The organism is Puerhibacterium sp. TATVAM-FAB25, assembly GCF_046535855.1.
GTDB classification, from domain to species: Bacteria; Actinomycetota; Actinomycetes; order Actinomycetales; family Cellulomonadaceae; genus Puerhibacterium; species Puerhibacterium variabilis_A.
This window is the reverse complement of sequence record NZ_JAXUAK010000009.1, coordinates 25976-42421: the sequence shown is the minus strand read 5'-3', so window position 1 is coordinate 42421 and position 16446 is coordinate 25976. Positions and strand designations below refer to the sequence as shown.

The window sequence follows — 16446 nt, the reverse complement described above, 5'->3', positions numbered from 1 at the left end:
CGGCCCCGAGGCGAGGGGCGCCGGCGCTACTCGCCCGTCGCGCCGTCGATGAGCTCGCGCGCGACGTCGAGGTGCCCCGCGTGCCGGGCGTACTCCTGCAGCACGTGGAACCCGATCCACGCGAGCGTCGGCGCGGGCTCGGCGGTGAACCGCCCGCCGAGGGCGCCGCGGGCGTACAGCGGCGTGGTGGTGAGGATGTCGGTGGTGCGCTCGCCGCCGGCGCGCAGCCGCTCCAGCAGGTCGTCGAGGCCGACGCCGTCGGGCACGTGCCAGCGGCCGCCGTCCACGCCGTCGGCGTGGTCGCCCCACGGGTCGGGCACGGGCTCGGCGAGGAACCCCCAGACGAACCAGCGGCGCTCCATGTGCACCAGGTGGGCGAGGAGCTCCAGCGGCGTCCAGCCGGAGGGCAGCGGGCTGTCGCCCAGCTGGTCGGCCGTGAGGCCGCGCAGCTTCCGCTCGACGGCGGCCCGGTAGTAGTCGAGGTACGCGACGAGCTGCTCTGCCGGGTCGGCGGAGTCGACCTCGGGCTCGACGTCGGAGACGGCCATGGCGCGACCCTAGCCGCCGACGCGCCGGGACCGCCCGCGAGCGCCGCCACTTTCGTCCTTGGCGGCCGGGCGCCGCCGGGGTACAACGGACGCAGGCGCCCGCGCGGCGCCATGGGGGGCATGGCGACAGGACGCTGCCGCACGCGCCGCCGGTCCGGCCGGCCGCGCTGACCGACCCCCCGCCTGCCGGCCACGGAGCGAGCCTCACCGCGCGAGACGAGGATGTCTCGGCGTGAGCTCCCTCAGACCCTCTCTCGACCACGAGCGACGGTCGCGTGCGCCCTCGGGCGACCCGGAGGTGGCACGGCCGCCGTCGGCAGCCGTCCCCCTCCCCGGTGGAGGAGGCCTCTCCATGCGCTCACGCCTCTCGAGGATCGCCGTCGCGGCCTCGGCCCTGCTCGGCCTGCTGCTCGGCCCGCTGCTGGCCGACCAGCTGCGGGTCGTACCGACCGCGGCACCGCTCGGCACCCTGACCGTCTACGTGGCGCCGAACGGCGACGACAAGAACTCTGGCCTGTCGGCGCGCACCGCGGTGCGGACCATCGACCGCGCCGAGGTCGTCGCCGTCAACAACCGCGGCAAGGAGCGGGACGTCGACATCAGGATCGCGGCCGGGACGTACCGCGGGCAGACGGCCGACTGGACCACCGCCTCGCCCGGCCACCGGGTGCGGTTCATCCCGGCGGCCTGGAACGGCCGCGGCGCCCCGGCCGAGAAGATCCGCCCGCTGTTCGACGGCCGCGGCAAGAACGACTGGTGGCTCGACGTCGAGCCGACCGCGCGCTCCTCGGGCACCCGCTTCGAGGTGCACGGCATGACGGTGCGCAACTACACCAACGGCCTGCGCATCTCCGGCGGCTACCGCTACAAGGGCTCGCCCACGGCCTACGCCCACGGCATCGGTCGGCACCTGCCGGGCGTCCGGGTCCAGAACAACACCTTCACCCGCATCGGTGACGCCTTCACCGGCGGCGCCGGGACCGGGTACGCCGCGCTGAGCCTGCAGAACGTCTCCGGCGCGAAGGTCACCGGCAACGCGATGGTCGACCTGCGCAACGGTTCGGCCGCCGAGCGCGGCCTGATCCACGGCGTCTACGCGGTCTTCTCGAACGTCGAGGTGCGGAGCAACCGGTTCGCCACCATCTCCGGCGACGCCGTCCGGCTGCGCAGCTCGACCTCCGGCAAGGTCTACGCGAACACGTTCACCCGCACCGGCACCCACGGGGCGGTGAGCGACTGGTACTGCAACCGGGCGTGCGCCCGTGAGCACGGGCAGATGATCGAGCGCCCGTCGACGAAGATCTCGGTGACCGGCAACGCGGTCGGCCGCTCCTTCGGCGGCGGCCCGCTGGCCCAGTTCAAGCGCACGGTCTGAGCCGGCACCGCCCCTCTCGCGGCGGACGGCGTCGTCCCGCCGTCATCCCGCGGGATGACGCCGCCCGCCGCGGGGATCCGCTCCCGGGCCGACGCGCCGCGCCGCCGCCGCCTGGGAGGTTGGGGGCATGACACCGATCCTGAGCGCCCGGGGCCTGACCATGCACTACCCCGGCAGCCCCACGCCCGCGCTCGACCACGTCAGCCTGGACATCGTGCCGGGCGAGTCGGTCGCGATCATGGGCGCCTCCGGCTCCGGCAAGACGACGCTGCTGCACTGCCTGGCCGGCATCCTGCGGCCCACGTCCGGCGCGGTGACGTTCGCCGCGACGCGCGGGCCGGTGCAGGTCGGGTCGCTCGACGACGGCGCGCGCGCCCGCCTGCGCCGCGAGGAGCTCGGCTTCGTCTTCCAGCAGGGCCTGCTGCTCGACGAGCTCACGGCGCTGGAGAACGTCGCCGTCGCGCGCATGCTCGCCGGCGTCGCGCGGCGGCAGGCCGAGGCCGAGGCCTCGCAGTGGCTCGCGCACCTGGGGCTCACCGGCATGGAGCACCGCCGGCTCGGCGAGCTGTCCGGCGGCCAGGCACAGCGCGTCGCGATCGCCCGCGCCCAGGTCACCGGCGCCCGGCTGCTGTTCGCCGACGAGCCGACCGGCGCCCTGGACTCGACGACGTCGGCCGAGGTGCTCGGCCTGCTGCTCGGGGCCGTCCAGCAGGGCCGCACCCTCGTCGTCGTCACCCACGACACCGAGGTCGCCCGCCGCTGCGCCCGCACCGTGGTGCTGCGCGACGGGCGGGTGGTCTCCGACTCCGGCCGCCCCGGCCCGCGCGCGGTCGCCGACCCGCGGGCCGCCGCGATCGCCCAGCACCCCGCCGGGGGTGCCCGGTGAGCGCCGCCACCGCCGTGCGCCTCGCCGGGCTGTTCGCGCGGCGCCGCGGCGACGACCGGCTCGCCGCCGCGCTGCCGCTCGTGTCGTTCACGCTCGTCACCGCGCTGCTGCTGCTCGTGGCGGGCGGCGCGCAGGCGTTCTTCCGCTGGGACGACGACCTGGCGGTGACGTACCAGGTCCTCGCCGTCGTCGCCCTGGTGCTGCTGCTGGTCCCGCTCGCGACCGTGGGCGCCTCGGCCGCGCGGCTCGCGGCCCGGCGCCGCGACGAGCGCCTCGCCTCCCTGCGCCTGCTGGGTGCCACGACCGGCACCGTCACGCTGCTGACCGTGCTGGAGGCCGCCGCGACGGCGCTCGTCGGCGCGCTGCTCGGCACCGTCCTGTACGCGGCGGCGGCCCCGCTGGTGGGGCTGCTGCACTTCCGCGGCGAGGCGCTCGGCACGCAGGTGTGGCTGCCGTGGGCCTGGGTGCCGGTGGCCGTGCTCGCCGTCGCGCTGCTCGGCGCGCTGAGCGCCGTGGCCGGCCTGCGGTCCGTCGTCGTCACGCCGCTGGGCGTGCGCACGCGGCAGAAGGCCGGCACCGCCCACTGGGTGCGCGCGGCCGCCGCCCTCGGCGTCGTCGTGGTCGGCGCGGTCGCCATGGGGCAGCTCGGCGTCTTCGCCGAGGCCGGCGGCATCGTGGCGATGATCGTGGTCATGGCGCTGGTGTTCGGCGGCGCCCTGCTCGCGCTCGACGCCGTGGGGCCGTGGTTCGTGCGGGTGCGCGCCCGGCGCGCCCACCGCAGGGCCGGCACCGTGGCGCGCCTGCTGGCCGCCCGCATGGTCCTCGAGGACCCCAAGGCGGCGTGGCGGCAGGTCAGCGGCGTGGCGATGACCAGCTTCGTCGGGGTGTTCGGCGCGGCCGGCCTGGCGATGTCGAGCGCCGGCGACATGGCGTCGGTGGCCGACGACGAGCGGTGGCTGATGCAGGACATCTCCACCGGCGTGCTGGTCACCGTGGCCGCGTCGTTCCTCATGGTCGCGTGCTCGGTGGGCATCAACCAGGCCGCCGCCACGCTCGACCGGGCGTCGGTGCACGTGTCCCTCGACCGCCTCGGCGTGCCGCTCGCGGTCATGGCCGAAGCGTCGCGCCGCTCGGTGATGTCGGCGCTGTGGGTGGTGGCCGGCGGGTCGGCCGCCTGCGCCGTCGTGCTGCTGCTGCCCGTGCTCGGCATGGCGCTGCTCACGAACCCGACGGCGATCCTCACCGCCGCGGTGGTGTTCGCCGCCGGGTTCCTCGTGGTGCGCGGCGCGGCCGCGGTCGCGGCGGGGCTCGTGCCCGGGATCCTGGCCCGGCCCGAGCGGGCGCTGTGAACGACGCCGTGAGGGACGCCGGCCCGTGAGAGAATAGGGACGGACCCGAGACCTCCCCGCCGACGCCGGCGGGGAGGTTTTCTCGTATGACCACTGCTGCGCGCCCCGCGCACCCCACCGCCCCCGTCCCCGTCGTCGTGCCCCCGGCGACCCCCGACGACCACGAGGCCCTGACCCACCTGTGGCAGCTGTTCCGCCACGACCTGTCCGCCGTCACCGGCGCGCTGCCGGACCGGCGCGGCCGCTTCCGCGACGAGCGGCTGCGCGCCGCGCTCGACGGCGCCCCGGGCTGGCAGGCGCACGTGCTGCGGCTCGGCGACGCGCCCGCGGGCTTCGCGCTGGTGCGCGGGCTCGACGGCGGCACGCGGGTGCTGAGCGCGTTCTTCGTCGTCGCCGCAGCCCGGCGCCGCGGCGTTGGGCTCGCCGCCGCGAGCGTCGTGCTGGCGGCCCACCCGGGGCCCTGGGAGGTGGCGTTCCAGGACGCCAACGCGCCGGCCGTCGCGTTCTGGCGGCGCGTGGCGACGACGGCGGCGGGCGAGGCGTGGACCGAGGAGCGGCGGCCGGTGCCCGGGCGCCCGGACCTGCCGCCGGACGTGTGGATCCACATCCCGGCGTGACCCGACGGCGCCGTGCCGGCGCACTGTCGGCGCGGCGCCGTAGCCTGCCCGCATGGGGACAGGGACGTCGGCCACTGCCGCCTCCGCCGTCGGGCACGCCGAGGTGCTGCCCGCCCTCGGGCGGTTCGACGACTTCGCCGAGGTGGTGGGGGTCAAGAAGCCCGGGGGCCGGGGGTGCTGGTGCATGGCGTACCGCGACTCGCGCGTGCCCGTCGAGGAGCGCCCCGACTACATGCGCGACCAGTGCGCCACCGCGCCGGGCCCCGGCGTGCTCGCCTACCTCGACGGGGTGCCGGTGGGCTGGTGCTCGGTCGCGCCGCGCAGCACCTACCGCCGGCTGATGCACTCCCGGACGATCCCCTTCGTCGACGAGCGCGACGCCTGGTCGGCGGTGTGCTTCGTGGTCCGCGGCGGCTACCGCAGGCGGGGACTCATGCACGTGCTGCTCGAGGGCGCCGTCGCGCACGCGGCCGCCCACGGCGCGGCGGTCGTCGAGGGCTACCCGGTGGAGGTGGGCGAGGACGAGCGGGTCGACGTGATCTCCGGGTACGTCGGCACCACGCGGCTGTTCGAGGCGCACGGGTTCGTCCGCGCCGCGCCCACGACCGGCCACAGCGGCGGGCGCCGCCGCTGGGTGATGCGCCGCGAGCTGGCCTGAGCGGCGGCGACGCCGTCACCGACGCCGCCGCCGACGCCGTCGGAGGGTTCAGCAGAGCCGCACGGTGCGGTGTGCACAGCGAGCGCGTTGAATTTGGGCACACCGCCTATTGAGCACCGCCCCCCGCGTTCCTAGCGTTGCCGCGTCAGTCACGGGAACGGAAGGAACCCCCATGGCACGTGCAGCAGAGTCCGACGACTTCGCCCTGTCCCGCGTCCTGCCGGGCGTGCAGCGGCACTGGTTCGCCATCGCCGTCCAGCGCTTCGGACAGGTCTCGGCCCTGTCGCAGTTCCTCATGGGGGCGACGCTCGGCTATGGCATGACCTTCGGCAACGCCGTCCTGGCGTTCCTGTTCGGCTCGATCATCCTCGAGGTGATCATGTGCGTCGTCGGGATCATCGGGCAGCGCGAGGGCCTCAACACGGCGCTGCTGGCCCGCTGGACCGGCTTCGGCGAGGTCGGCGCGTCGCTCGTGGGCCTGGCCATCGGCATCAGCCTCATCGGCTGGTTCGGCATCCAGAGCGCGATCTCCGCCGAGTCGCTCGACGCCCTCATGCCGGGCGTGCTGCCCATGTGGGGCTGGTGCCTGATCTTCGGCCTCGTGGTCACCGCGATCGTGGCGTTCGGCTTCGGCGGCATGCAGTGGCTCGCGAACATCACGGTGCCGCTGTTCCTCGTGCTGGTCGGCTGGTCGATCGTCACCGAGCTGAGCCGCCACTCCCTGACCGAGCTCGTCACCTCCCCGCCGCCCGGCCCGGAGCTGAGCCTCGGCGCGGGCACGGGCATCGTGGCCGGCGGCCTCATCGTCGGCGCGATCATCACCTCCGACATGACGCGCTTCAACCGCTCCGGCCGCGACGTCGTCAAGCAGACGGTGGTCGGCGTGACCCTGGGCGAGTTCGTCATCGGCCTGGCCGGCGTGCTGCTGGCGCACGCCGCGAGCTCGGACAACATCGTCGCCATCATCACCTCGTCGATCGGCGTCGTCGGCCTGCTGATCGTGCTCACCGGCACGCTGAAGATCAACGACTGGAACCTCTACTCCTCGAGCCTGGGCCTGGTGAACTTCGTGTCCACCACCTTCGGCAAGGCGCTCTCGCGCACGATGACGACGATCGTGCTCGGCGTGGTCGGCTCCGTGCTGGCCGCCGCGGGCATCCTCGGCAAGTTCACCGCCTTCCTCACCGTGCTGGGCGTCGCGTTCCCCCCGATCGCCGGGATCATGGTCGCCGAGTACTTCCTCGTGAAGCGCTGGCGGCGCGAGCTCGACGCCACCCGCGCCGACGGGACGCTGCCGTCCACCGCGCCGCGCGTCGTGCCGGCCACCCTGGTGATCTGGCTCGTCTCGTCGCTGGTGGGCTACTTCGTCCACGTCGGCATCCCGTCGATCAACTCGCTCGTGCTCGCGATCGTGCTGTACGCGGTCGCCGGCCGGCTCGGCCTGGTGCGCGGCGTCGGCGAGACCGCCACCGTCACCACCGACGCCACGCCCGTCGCCGCCGCCCGCTGACCGCCTGCTGACAGCCCTGGCTCGACCGCGGCGCCGGCGCGCCGCACGCACCACCCCACGAAGGAGAACCATGCACATCGGAATCGACGTCGGCGGGACCAACACGGACGCGGCGCTGATGGAGGGCACCACCGTGCTCGCCGGCGTCAAGCAGTCCACCAGCCCTGACGTCACGAGCGGCATCGTGGCGGCGGTGCAGGACCTGCGCCGCCAGCACCCGTTCGAGGGCCACCAGGTCTCCGCGGTGATGATCGGCACCACGCACTTCATCAACGCCCTGGTCGAGGCCCGCCGCCTCGCCCCCACGGCCGCGCTGCGGCTCGGGCTGCCCGCCACCCGGGCCCTGCCCCCGCTGGTCGACTGGCCCGAGCACCTGCGCACCGCCATCAGCGCGCGCAGCTACCTCGCGCACGGCGGCTACGAGTTCGACGGCCGCCCCATCTCGCCGCTCGACCCCGAGGAGCTGCGCCGGCACGCGGCCGACATGGCCGCGCACGGCATCCGCTCCGTGGCCGTCTCGTCGGTGTTCAGCCCGGTCAACCACGACCTGGAGCTGCAGGCCGCGGAGGTGCTGCGGGCCGAGCTCGGCGACGACGTCGCCATCTCCCTGTCGCACGAGATCGGCCGCATCGGCCTGCTCGAGCGCGAGAACGCCACGGTGATCAACGCCGCGCTGCGCGAGCTGGCCACCGAGATCGTCGACGGCCTCGCGGCCGCCGTGCGCGCCCAGGGCATCGAGGCGCCGATCTACCTCAGCCAGAACGACGGCACGCTCATGGACGACGAGTACGTGCGCCGCTACCCCGTGGCGACGTTCGCCTCCGGCCCGACCAACTCGATGCGCGGCGCCGCCGCCACGAGCGGCCTGGACACCTGCGCCGTCATCGACGTGGGCGGCACGACGGCGGACATCGGCCTGCTGGTCAACGGGTTCCCGCGCGAGGCGACCACCGAGGTCACCGTGGCCGGCGTGCGCACCAACTTCCGCATGCCCGACGTGCTGTCGCTGGGCATCGGCGGCGGCTCGCTGGTCGACGCGGCCACCGCGGAGGTGGGTCCGCAGTCGGTGGGCTACCGGCTCACCACCGAGGCGCTGGTCTTCGGCGGCTCCACGCTGACCGCCACGGACATCGCCGTCGCCGCCGGCCGCGCCGACATCGGCGACCGCGACCGCGTCGCCCACCTGGACCGGTCGTTCGTCGACGCCGTGCTCAAGCGCGTCGCGCAGCGCGTCGAGGACGCGATCGACCAGATGCGCACCTCCGCCGCGCACATCCCGGTGGTCGCCGTCGGCGGCGGCTCGGTGCTGCTGCCCGACGAGCTCGGCGAGTTCGGCGAGGTCCACCGCCCGGCCAACTACGCCGTCGCCAACGCCATCGGCGCCTCCATCGCCCAGGTGGGCGGCGAGATCGACAAGATCTACGCCATCGCCCCGGGCACCCGCGACCAGGTGCTGGCGGACGTGCGCCAGGAGGCGGTCGACAAGACGGTCGCGGCCGGCGCCGTGCCGGCCTCGGTGAGCGTCGTCGACTTCGACGAGGTGCCCATCCCCTACCTGCCCGGCAACGCCACGCGCATCCGGGTCAAGGCCGTGGGCGACCTGAGCATGGAGGCGTGAGATGAGCTGGACCATCGACACCGCCGACCTGCACCGCCTCTCGCGCGGCGCCGCCGTCTACGGCACCGGCGGCGGCGGCGACCCGTACGTCGGCGCGCTGCTGGCCGCCGGCGCGATCGCCGAGCACGGCCCCGTCACCGTCGTCACCCAGGACGAGCTGCCCGACGACGCCGTGGTGATCACCGTGGCGATGCTGGGCGCGCCCACCGTCATGGTGGAGAAGCTGCCGAACCTCGACGAGGTCGTCGCGTCCGTGCGCGCCCTCGAGGCCGTGCTGGGCCGCGCCGTCACGCACGTGACGTGCGCCGAGGTGGGCGGCGTGAACTCGACCATCCCCGTGGCCGCCGCCGCGGCCCTGGGCCTGCCGCTGCTGGACGCCGACGGCATGGGCCGGGCGTTCCCCGAGGTGCAGATGGTGCTGCCCACCCTGTACGGCATCACCGCCTCGCCGCTGGCCTTCGCCGACGACAAGGGCAACACCGGCGTGCTCACCACGGTGGACAACACCTGGACCGAGCGCATCGTCCGCGTGGCTGCCGTGGAGATGGGCTGCTCGGTGATGATCGCCGGGTTCGCCATGACCGGCGCCCAGGCCCGCGAGTGCCTGGTGCAGGGCTCGCTGCGGGCCTGCGTCGAGCTCGGCGCGGCTGTGGACGCCGCCCGGGCCGAGCACGCCGACCCGGTCACCCGGGTGGCCGACGTGCTCGGCGGCCGCGAGGTGTTCGCCGGCAAGGTGGTGGACGTCGAGCGCGTCACGACGACGGGCTTCGCCCGCGGCCGCGCGCGGATCGACGGCCCCACCGGCACGCTGACCCTCGAGTTCCAGAACGAGCACCTCATCGCCCGCGCCGGGGACGACGTCGTCGTCACCACGCCGGACCTGATCATGGTGCTCGAGCACGACAGCGGCGAGGCCGTCACCACCGAGGGCCTGCGGTACGGCCAGCGCGTGCGCGTGGTCGCCGCGCCGGCCGACCCGCGCTGGCACTCGGCCGAGGCGCTGGCGATGGTCGGGCCCCGCTACTTCGGCTACGACGTGCCGGCCCGCCGGTACGACGGGCGGGTCTCGGACGGCGTGGAGGTGGCGGCATGAGCTGGGAGCTGCGCGCCGAGCACCTCGCCGACCTGGCCCGCGGCGCCACCCTGCTGGGCACCGGCGGCGGCGGCGACCCGTACATCGGGCGCCGGCTCGTCGAGCGGGTGCTCGGCGACGGCGCCATCACGATCCTCGACCCGGACGAGGTCGCCGACGACCTGTTCGTGATCCCCACCGCGCAGATGGGCGCGCCCACGGTGATGGTGGAGAAGATCCCGGCCGGCACCGAGCCGACGCTCGCGCTGCGCACGCTGGAGAAGCACCTGGGCCGCACGGCGGACGCCACGATGCCGATCGAGTGCGGCGGCATCAACTCGATGATCCCGCTGGTCGTCGCCGCCGAGACGGGCCTGCCCGTGGTGGACGCCGACGGCATGGGCCGGGCGTTCCCCGAGCTGTCCATGGAGACGTTCGCCGTCTACGGCGTGCACGGCTCCCCGCTGGCGCTGGCCGGCGAGCGCGGCGAGACCGTCGTGATCGACACCGGCGACGACGACCGGCAGATGGAGTGGCTCGCCCGCGCGGTGACCATCCGCCTGGGCGGCGTCGGGCACATCGCCGAGTACGCGATGTCCGGCGCGGACGTGCGCCGCACGGCGGTGCCGCGCACGCTGTCGATGGCGCTGCGCCTCGGCACCGCCATCCGCGAGGCGCGCGAGACCAAGCGCTCGCCGTTCGAGGCGATCGCCGAGACCCTGTCCACCACGCTGTACCCGCACGTGCGCGAGCTGTTCGTGGGCAAGGTGCACGACGTCGAGCGGCGCACCACGGACGGGTTCGCCAAGGGCGCCGCGCGCGTCGCGGCGGCCGACGGCGGCAGCGAGCTGGAGCTGCGGTTCCAGAACGAGAACCTCACCGCGCACGTCGACGGCCGGCTCGTGGCGATCGTGCCCGACCTGATCTGCGTCCTGGACGCGGAGACGGCCGAGCCGATCACCACCGAGGGCCTGCGGTACGGCCAGCGGGTGCGCGTCATCGGCATCTCGACGCCGGACATGATGCGCACGCCCGAGGCGCTCGCCGCGTTCGGCCCGAACGCCTTCGGCATCGACGAGGCGTTCGTGCCGGTGGAGCAGGCTGTGGAGGGCCGCGCCACCACCTCCGTAGGCTGACCGCCATGCCCCGCACCCTCGCCAGCCACGACGTGCCGGCGCTGGCGGCGGGGGCGGCCCTGCTGGGCGCGGGCGGGGGCGGCGCGACCACCGTCCTGGAGCTGATGCTCCGGGGCGCGCCGCACCCCCCGCGCCCGGTGCACGCCGTCGGCGAGCTCGACCCGTCCACGCCGTGCCTGGCCGTGGCGGTCATGGGCTCCACGATGCTCTTCACCGAGCGGCTGCCGTCGCTCGACCCCTTCGCCGCGCCCGTCGCCGCCCTCGAGCGGTGGCTCGGCACGCCCGTCCCGGCCGTCTGCTGGGCGGAGATCGGCGGGATGAACGGCCTGACGCCGCTGGCCCTGCCGCCGCGGCGGCGCCTCGTCGACGCCGACCTCATGGGCCGCGCGCTGCCCGACCTCGACCAGTTCTCCCTGCTCGTCGACGACGTGCCCGGCGTGGTCTTCGCCGGCACCACGGGCGCCGGCGTCGTCGTGCTGGACGGCTCGCGCCCCGCCGACGTGGAGAAGATCCTGCGCACCGCCACGACGACGGCCGGCGGCTGGGCCGGCATCGTCGTCGGCGGCTTCACCGTGGGCGACCTGGCCCGGCACGCGCTCGTCGGCTCCGTCTCCCGCGCGCTGGACGCCGGCCGCGGGTTCCTCGCCGCCCGGCACGGCGACCCCCGCGAGCTCGCCCGGGCGATCGGCGGCGAGCTGGTGGGCGAGGCGCGCGTGCTCGGCACGGCGCCGCTGGCCGGCGACGCGCGCGTCACCTCGGTCGACCTCGTCGCCCCGGACGGGCCCGTGTACCGGCTGGTGACGCGCACCGAGCACCTGGCCCTGGTCCGCGACGGGCAGGTCGTGGTCAGCGCCCCCACCGTGCTCGTCGTCGTCGACGCCGTGACCCGCGAGGTCGTGCCGGTCGGCGGCCTGCGCCGTGGCCGCGGCGTGCTGCTATACGCCGTGCCCGCGCCGGCGTGGTGGCACGAGCCGCGGCGGCACGCGCGCGCGTCGCCGTCCGCCTACGGGCTGCAGGGCCTGGACCTGCCCGCGCCCGCCGCCCCCGTCCCGGCCGACCGACCGGAGGCCCCGTGAGCACCGCCCTCTCGCCGGCCGGGCTGCTGGCCGCCCCGCGCACCGGTGGCGTGCGCCTCGTGGCCGGCCAGCACGCCGAGTGGCGCGACGTCGTCGTCGAGACCGCCGAGGCGGACCTGCCCGACCGCGCGGACGGCGCGCTCGCCGTCCTCACCTCCCCCGGCCCGCCCACGCCGTGGCAGACGGACGCGCTGCTGCGCCGCGTGCGCGACCGCGGCTTCACCGGCCTGGCGCTGCCCGAGCCGGCGCGCGAGGTGAGCCGCGACCTGGCCGAGCGGCTCGGGCTCGTGGTGCTCGCCGCGGAGCGCCCCACGCAGCTCGCGCGGGCGTGCTGGGAGCTGCTGGCGCAGCGCGACGCGCTCACCCTGACACTGGTGCGCCGCGTCGCGCAGACCATCGAGTACCACGCCGAGGACCTGCGCGACCTGCTGCGGGACCTGGCCGCCAACCTCGGCCACGCCGTCGCGCTCGTCGACCGCGACGAGGTGCTGGTGGAGGTCGGCCACCCGCTGCCGCCGCGGCTGCACGCCGCGGTGGACTTCGCCGGCTGGGCGCACACCGTGCGCACCGACGACGGCGCCGCCGCGTCCGTGCGGGTCGACAGCCCCACCCGCGGCGGCCTGCGGCTGGTGCTGCACGACCGCGTGCTCACCGACGCCCAGCTCGCGGCGCTGACCACGGTGGCCGAGGTGGCGATGCCGATGGTCGCCGCGCGCCTGCTCATCGACGAGGTGGTGGCGCTCAGCGACGTGTCGCGCTCGTCCGGGCTGCTCGGCGACTTCCTCGAGCAGCGCGGCGTGCCCGACGCCGAGGTGGCGCGCCGCATGCGCGAGCGCGGCTGGCGCACGATCGGCTACCACGTGGGCTTCCGCATGGTCGCCCGGCACCGGGCCGAGCCGGTGGACCTGGCGCAGCACGTCAGCCGCCGCCTCGGGGCGATCCCGGTGGACTCGCACGTGACCACCCGCGGCCGCGGCGTCACCGGCTGGCTCAGCTACACGGAGGTGCCGAGCGCCGCGACGCTGGCCGACCACATCGCCCTGCTGCGCCGGCTGCACACCGACGCCCAGTCCCAGTACTCGATCGCCACCGGCGTCGGCACCCTGCGCGAGGGCGGGCCGGGCCTGTCCGCGACGCTCGGCGAGGCGGCCGACGCCGCGCGGCTGGCCACCACCCGGGCGTCGACCGGCTGGTTCCTGCACATCGACCGCCTCGGCCTGGAGCAGCTGCTGCTCGCCTGGACGGGCAACGACACGTTCGCCCCGGCGGCCCGGTCGCTGCTGGAGCCGCTGAGCCCCTCCGACCTGCGCACGCTGTCGGCCTACCTCGACCACGAGTCGCAGGTCGCCGGCACCGCCACGGCGCTCGGCGTGCACCGCAACACGGTCACCACCCGCATGCAGCGCATCCAGGAGGAGCTCGGCGTCGACCTCACCGACCCCGACGCCCGGCTCGCGGTGCACCTGGCGTGCCGCACGGTGGTGCCGCCGGACGGGCCGGACGCCTGACCTCCCGCCGTTGTGGGGACAGAACACGCCGTGCGTCCTGGAGAACGCCCGGCGTGTTCTGTACCCACAACCGATCTACGGTGACCGCATGACCGTCACCGTGCTCACCGGGGCCGGCATCTCCACGGGGTCCGGCATCCCGGACTTCCGCGGGCCGGACGGCGTGTGGACCCGCCACCCGGAGCTGGTGCGACTGCTGGAGATCGACGCCTACCTCGCCGAGCCCGACGTGCGCACCTCCGGCTGGCGGTGGTGGGCCGCGCACCCGGCGTGGGACGCGCGGCCGACGGCGGCGCACCGCGCGCTCGTGCGGCTCGCCGAGGCGGGGGTGCTCGAGGCGGTGCTCACGCAGAACTTCGACGGGCTGCACCAGGCGGCCGGCTCGGCACCCCAGGACGTGGTCGAGCTGCACGGGTCGGCCGTGACGACGTCGTGCACGGTGTGCGACTGGACCGGCCCGACGGCGGAGGTGCTCGCGCGGGTCGCCGCCGAGCCGGACCCGCCCTGCCCGCGCTGCGGCGGGGTGCTCAAGCCGGACGTCGTGTACTTCGGCGAGGTGCTGCCGCAGCAGGCGCTGGAGCGGGCGTTCCGGGCGGCGGAGGCGTGCTCGCTGTTCGTGGCGGTAGGCACGTCGCTCACCGTGCACCCGGTGGCGACGCTGCCGCTGGTGGCGCTGGACCACGGGGCCGACCTCGTCGTCGTCAACGCCGAGCCCACGCCCTACGACCGGCTGGCCGACCGGGTGCTGCGCGAGCCGATCGACGAGGCCGTGCCGGCGCTCGTCGAGGAGCTGCTGGCGGGCTGAGCACCGTCGTCGGCGAACGCCCCTGCCGGCGGGACCGACCGGCCCGTGAGACCGGCCCGCGCCCGCTGTCCGTGGTGTGCCGGAGAAGGCATGATGTGCACCACGCGCCCCCGTCGACGAAGGAGGGGTGGATGACGCAGGACCGCCCGCAGCTCCCGGCCCTGCCGTCCGTCGACCCCGGCGACGTGTCCGAGTTCGCGGTGCAGGCCGCGCGGATCGGCACCTTCGAGTGGGACCTGCGCTCCGGCGCGCTGCACTGGGACCGGCGGCTGCTCGAGATGTTCGGGTACGACGACGGCACGTTCGACCGCACGATCGACAGCTTCCTGCGCCGCGTCCACCCGGACGACGTCGGCCGGGTCACCGAGGCCCTGGAGCGGGCGCGGGACACCTGTGGCGAGTACGCGCCGGAGTTCCGCACCTTCCTGCCCGACGGCAGCTCGCGCTGGGTGTGGGCCCGCGGCCGCGCGGTCGCGGGCGACGACGGCCGCGCCGTCCGCCTCATCGGCGCCGCCTACGACACCACCATCACGCAGGAGAGCCACGCCCGGGTCGAGCGCGTGCTCGAGACCATGCCGGCGGCGTTCTACTCCCTCGACCGGCAGTGGCGCTTCACCTACGTCAACGCCGAGGCCGAGCGCCTGCTGGGCAGCACCCGCGACCGGCTCCTCGGCGGCGAGGTGTGGGAGCTGTTCCCGGCGGCGCTCGGGTCGGACTTCGAGCGGCACTACCGCCACGCGATGGCGACCGGCGAGCCGGCACGCTTCGAGGAGTACTACCCGGCCCCGCTGGACGGCTGGTACGAGGTGCGGGCGTGGCCGAGCCCCGACGGCCTGTCGGTCTACTTCCTCGACATCACCGCAAGCCGCAAGGACCAGGACCGGCTGGCGCACGCCGCGCAGCGCGCCGACCTGGCCGGGCGGGTGAGCGAGGAGCTGACGGAGACGCTCGACGTCGAGCCGGCCGTGGCGCGGCTCGCCCAGCTCCTGGTGCCGACCCTGGCCGACTGGTGCGTGGTCAGCATCGTGGAGGACGACGACGGCTCGGCGCACACGCGGCGGCGGCCCGACATCGCGTCCTGGCGCGTCGACGAGCACGCCCGCCGGCTGCGGGACATCGGGTCGTGGCACGCCGACGAGGCGACGCGCCCGCTGGTCGAGCGGTACGCCCAGATTCGCCTGGCCCACCTCAAGGACGACTCGTTCCTGCAGCGGGCGATGTCGGCCCGCGCCCCCGTGACGATCGCCCCGCCGGCGTACCGCGCGATCCAGGGCGTGCTGCACGAGGGCGAGGCGCACGACCTCATGGGGCGGCTGGCGCCGGCGTCGGGCACCGCGCTGCCGATGCGGGCGCGCGGGCGCACCGTGGGCGCGCTGAGCCTGTTCCGCGGTCCGGGCCGCGAGCCGATGACCGCCGAGGAGCTGGCCAGCGCCGAGGACGTCGCCCGCCGGGCGGCGCTGGCGCTGGACAACGTCCGGCTGTACCGGGAGCAGCGGCACGTGGCCGAGGGGTTCCAGCGGTCGCTGCTGACGGAGCCGATCCAGCCGGAGCGGGCGCAGATCGCCGTGCGCTACCACCCCGCCGCGCAGGCCAACCAGGTGGGCGGCGACTGGTACGACGCGTTCCTGCAGCCGGACGGCGGCACCGTGGTGGTGATCGGGGACGTGGTGGGCCACGACCTCGAGGCCGCGGTGACCATGAGCCACGTGCGCTCCGCGCTGCGCAGCATCGCCGTGACCACGTGCGCCGGGCCTGCCGAGCTGCTGACGCAGGTCGACCGGGCGCTGCGGACGCTGCGGTCGGACGCGATCGCGACCGTCGTCGTCGCCCGGCTGGAACCGGTGCGCGAGGACGGTGCCGAGGCCGCCGGCTCGGGCTCTGGCTCCGATGGCCCCGGCGGCACGCGGCTGCGCTGGTCCAGCGCCGGGCACCCGCTGCCGATGCTGGTCGACGCCGACGGCGTCGTCACGCCCCTGTCGGCGGGACGGCCCGACGCGCTGCTCGGCGTCATGCCGGACAGCGTGCGCCATGAGGGCTCCGTGGTCCTCGCCCCCGGCGCGACCGTGGTGCTCTACACCGACGGGCTCGTCGAGCGCCGCGACCGGCACCTGCGGGCGGGCATGGAGCAGCTGCGGGAGACGCTGAGCGGGCTGGCGAGCCTGAGCCTGGACCGGCTGTGCGACGAGGTCGTCGCGCGGATGCTGCCGGAGCACCCGTTCGACGACGTCGCTCTCGTGGCGGTCCGGCCGCGGGCCTAGCGGGTTGCGACGCGCTCGCCGCCTGGCAAC

General features: G+C 75.5%; 14 protein-coding genes. 13 read left to right on the top strand and 1 reads right to left on the bottom strand.

The features are described from left to right. Positions 1 to 26 precede the first annotated feature (26 nt). On the bottom strand, positions 27 to 548 hold the full coding sequence (locus tag U5M74_RS10070) for a DinB family protein (RefSeq protein ID WP_410908630.1): 522 nt from the start codon (positions 546 to 548) through the stop codon (positions 27 to 29). Positions 549 to 900: 352 nt separating this feature from the next. Here U5M74_RS10070 and U5M74_RS10065 point away from each other — a divergent pair, with 352 nt between their 5' ends. From U5M74_RS10065 to U5M74_RS10005, 13 genes are all read left to right on the top strand, one after another. Further along, on the top strand, positions 901 to 1923 hold the full coding sequence (locus U5M74_RS10065) for a hypothetical protein (RefSeq protein ID WP_410908628.1): 1023 nt from the start codon (positions 901 to 903) through the stop codon (positions 1921 to 1923). Between the two features lie 127 nt (positions 1924 to 2050). Then, positions 2051 to 2809 (top strand): ABC transporter ATP-binding protein, encoded by a 759-nt coding sequence (locus U5M74_RS10060; protein ID WP_410908626.1) that lies wholly within the window; start codon positions 2051 to 2053, stop codon positions 2807 to 2809. After that, complete coding sequence (locus U5M74_RS10055) at positions 2806 to 4158, top strand: FtsX-like permease family protein (RefSeq protein WP_410908624.1); 1353 nt, start codon at positions 2806 to 2808, stop codon at positions 4156 to 4158. Before U5M74_RS10060 ends, U5M74_RS10055 begins: the two co-directional genes overlap by 4 nt. An 86-nt stretch (positions 4159 to 4244) precedes the next feature. After that, complete coding sequence (locus U5M74_RS10050; protein ID WP_410908622.1) at positions 4245 to 4775, top strand: GNAT family N-acetyltransferase; 531 nt, start codon at positions 4245 to 4247, stop codon at positions 4773 to 4775. Between the two features lie 52 nt (positions 4776 to 4827). Next, positions 4828 to 5433 (top strand): GNAT family N-acetyltransferase, encoded by a 606-nt coding sequence (locus U5M74_RS10045; protein ID WP_410908620.1) that lies wholly within the window; start codon positions 4828 to 4830, stop codon positions 5431 to 5433. Between the two features lie 172 nt (positions 5434 to 5605). Then, entirely contained in the window at positions 5606 to 6943 is a 1338-nt protein-coding gene (locus U5M74_RS10040) for a purine-cytosine permease family protein (RefSeq protein ID WP_410908618.1), read from the top strand. 70 nt (positions 6944 to 7013) lie between these two features. Then, entirely contained in the window at positions 7014 to 8561 is a 1548-nt protein-coding gene (locus U5M74_RS10035; protein ID WP_410908616.1) for a hydantoinase/oxoprolinase N-terminal domain-containing protein, read from the top strand. Position 8562: 1 nt separating this feature from the next. After that, positions 8563 to 9654 (top strand): DUF917 domain-containing protein, encoded by a 1092-nt coding sequence (locus U5M74_RS10030; RefSeq protein ID WP_410908614.1) that lies wholly within the window; start codon positions 8563 to 8565, stop codon positions 9652 to 9654. Beyond that, positions 9651 to 10769, top strand: a complete 1119-nt coding sequence (locus tag U5M74_RS10025) for a DUF917 domain-containing protein (RefSeq protein ID WP_410908612.1) — start codon at positions 9651 to 9653, stop codon at positions 10767 to 10769. Before U5M74_RS10030 ends, U5M74_RS10025 begins: the two co-directional genes overlap by 4 nt. 5 nt (positions 10770 to 10774) lie before the next feature. Beyond that, entirely contained in the window at positions 10775 to 11845 is a 1071-nt protein-coding gene (locus tag U5M74_RS10020; protein ID WP_410908610.1) for a DUF917 family protein, read from the top strand. Beyond that, positions 11842 to 13353 (top strand): PucR family transcriptional regulator, encoded by a 1512-nt coding sequence (locus U5M74_RS10015; protein WP_410908608.1) that lies wholly within the window; start codon positions 11842 to 11844, stop codon positions 13351 to 13353. The genes U5M74_RS10020 and U5M74_RS10015 overlap by 4 nt, the downstream gene beginning before the upstream one ends. Positions 13354 to 13441: 88 nt before the next feature. Next, positions 13442 to 14158, top strand: a complete 717-nt coding sequence (locus U5M74_RS10010) for an SIR2 family NAD-dependent protein deacylase (protein ID WP_410908606.1) — start codon at positions 13442 to 13444, stop codon at positions 14156 to 14158. Positions 14159 to 14289: 131 nt separating this feature from the next. Then, complete coding sequence (locus U5M74_RS10005) at positions 14290 to 16416, top strand: SpoIIE family protein phosphatase (protein ID WP_410908604.1); 2127 nt, start codon at positions 14290 to 14292, stop codon at positions 16414 to 16416. The last annotated feature ends 30 nt before the right edge of the window (positions 16417 to 16446 follow it).

Coding starts and splice junctions, on each gene's coding strand:
- U5M74_RS10010 (WP_410908606.1), top strand. CDS start 13,442: ATGACCGTCACCGTGCTCACCGGGGCCGGCATCTCCACGGGGTCCGGC.
- U5M74_RS10070 (WP_410908630.1), bottom strand. CDS start 548: ATGGCCGTCTCCGACGTCGAGCCCGAGGTCGACTCCGCCGACCCGGCA.
- U5M74_RS10020 (WP_410908610.1), top strand. CDS start 10,775: ATGCCCCGCACCCTCGCCAGCCACGACGTGCCGGCGCTGGCGGCGGGG.
- U5M74_RS10040 (WP_410908618.1), top strand. CDS start 5,606: ATGGCACGTGCAGCAGAGTCCGACGACTTCGCCCTGTCCCGCGTCCTG.
- U5M74_RS10050 (WP_410908622.1), top strand. CDS start 4,245: ATGACCACTGCTGCGCGCCCCGCGCACCCCACCGCCCCCGTCCCCGTC.
- U5M74_RS10035 (WP_410908616.1), top strand. CDS start 7,014: ATGCACATCGGAATCGACGTCGGCGGGACCAACACGGACGCGGCGCTG.
- U5M74_RS10045 (WP_410908620.1), top strand. CDS start 4,828: ATGGGGACAGGGACGTCGGCCACTGCCGCCTCCGCCGTCGGGCACGCC.
- U5M74_RS10025 (WP_410908612.1), top strand. CDS start 9,651: ATGAGCTGGGAGCTGCGCGCCGAGCACCTCGCCGACCTGGCCCGCGGC.
- U5M74_RS10005 (WP_410908604.1), top strand. CDS start 14,290: ATGACGCAGGACCGCCCGCAGCTCCCGGCCCTGCCGTCCGTCGACCCC.
- U5M74_RS10065 (WP_410908628.1), top strand. CDS start 901: ATGCGCTCACGCCTCTCGAGGATCGCCGTCGCGGCCTCGGCCCTGCTC.
- U5M74_RS10030 (WP_410908614.1), top strand. CDS start 8,563: ATGAGCTGGACCATCGACACCGCCGACCTGCACCGCCTCTCGCGCGGC.
- U5M74_RS10060 (WP_410908626.1), top strand. CDS start 2,051: ATGACACCGATCCTGAGCGCCCGGGGCCTGACCATGCACTACCCCGGC.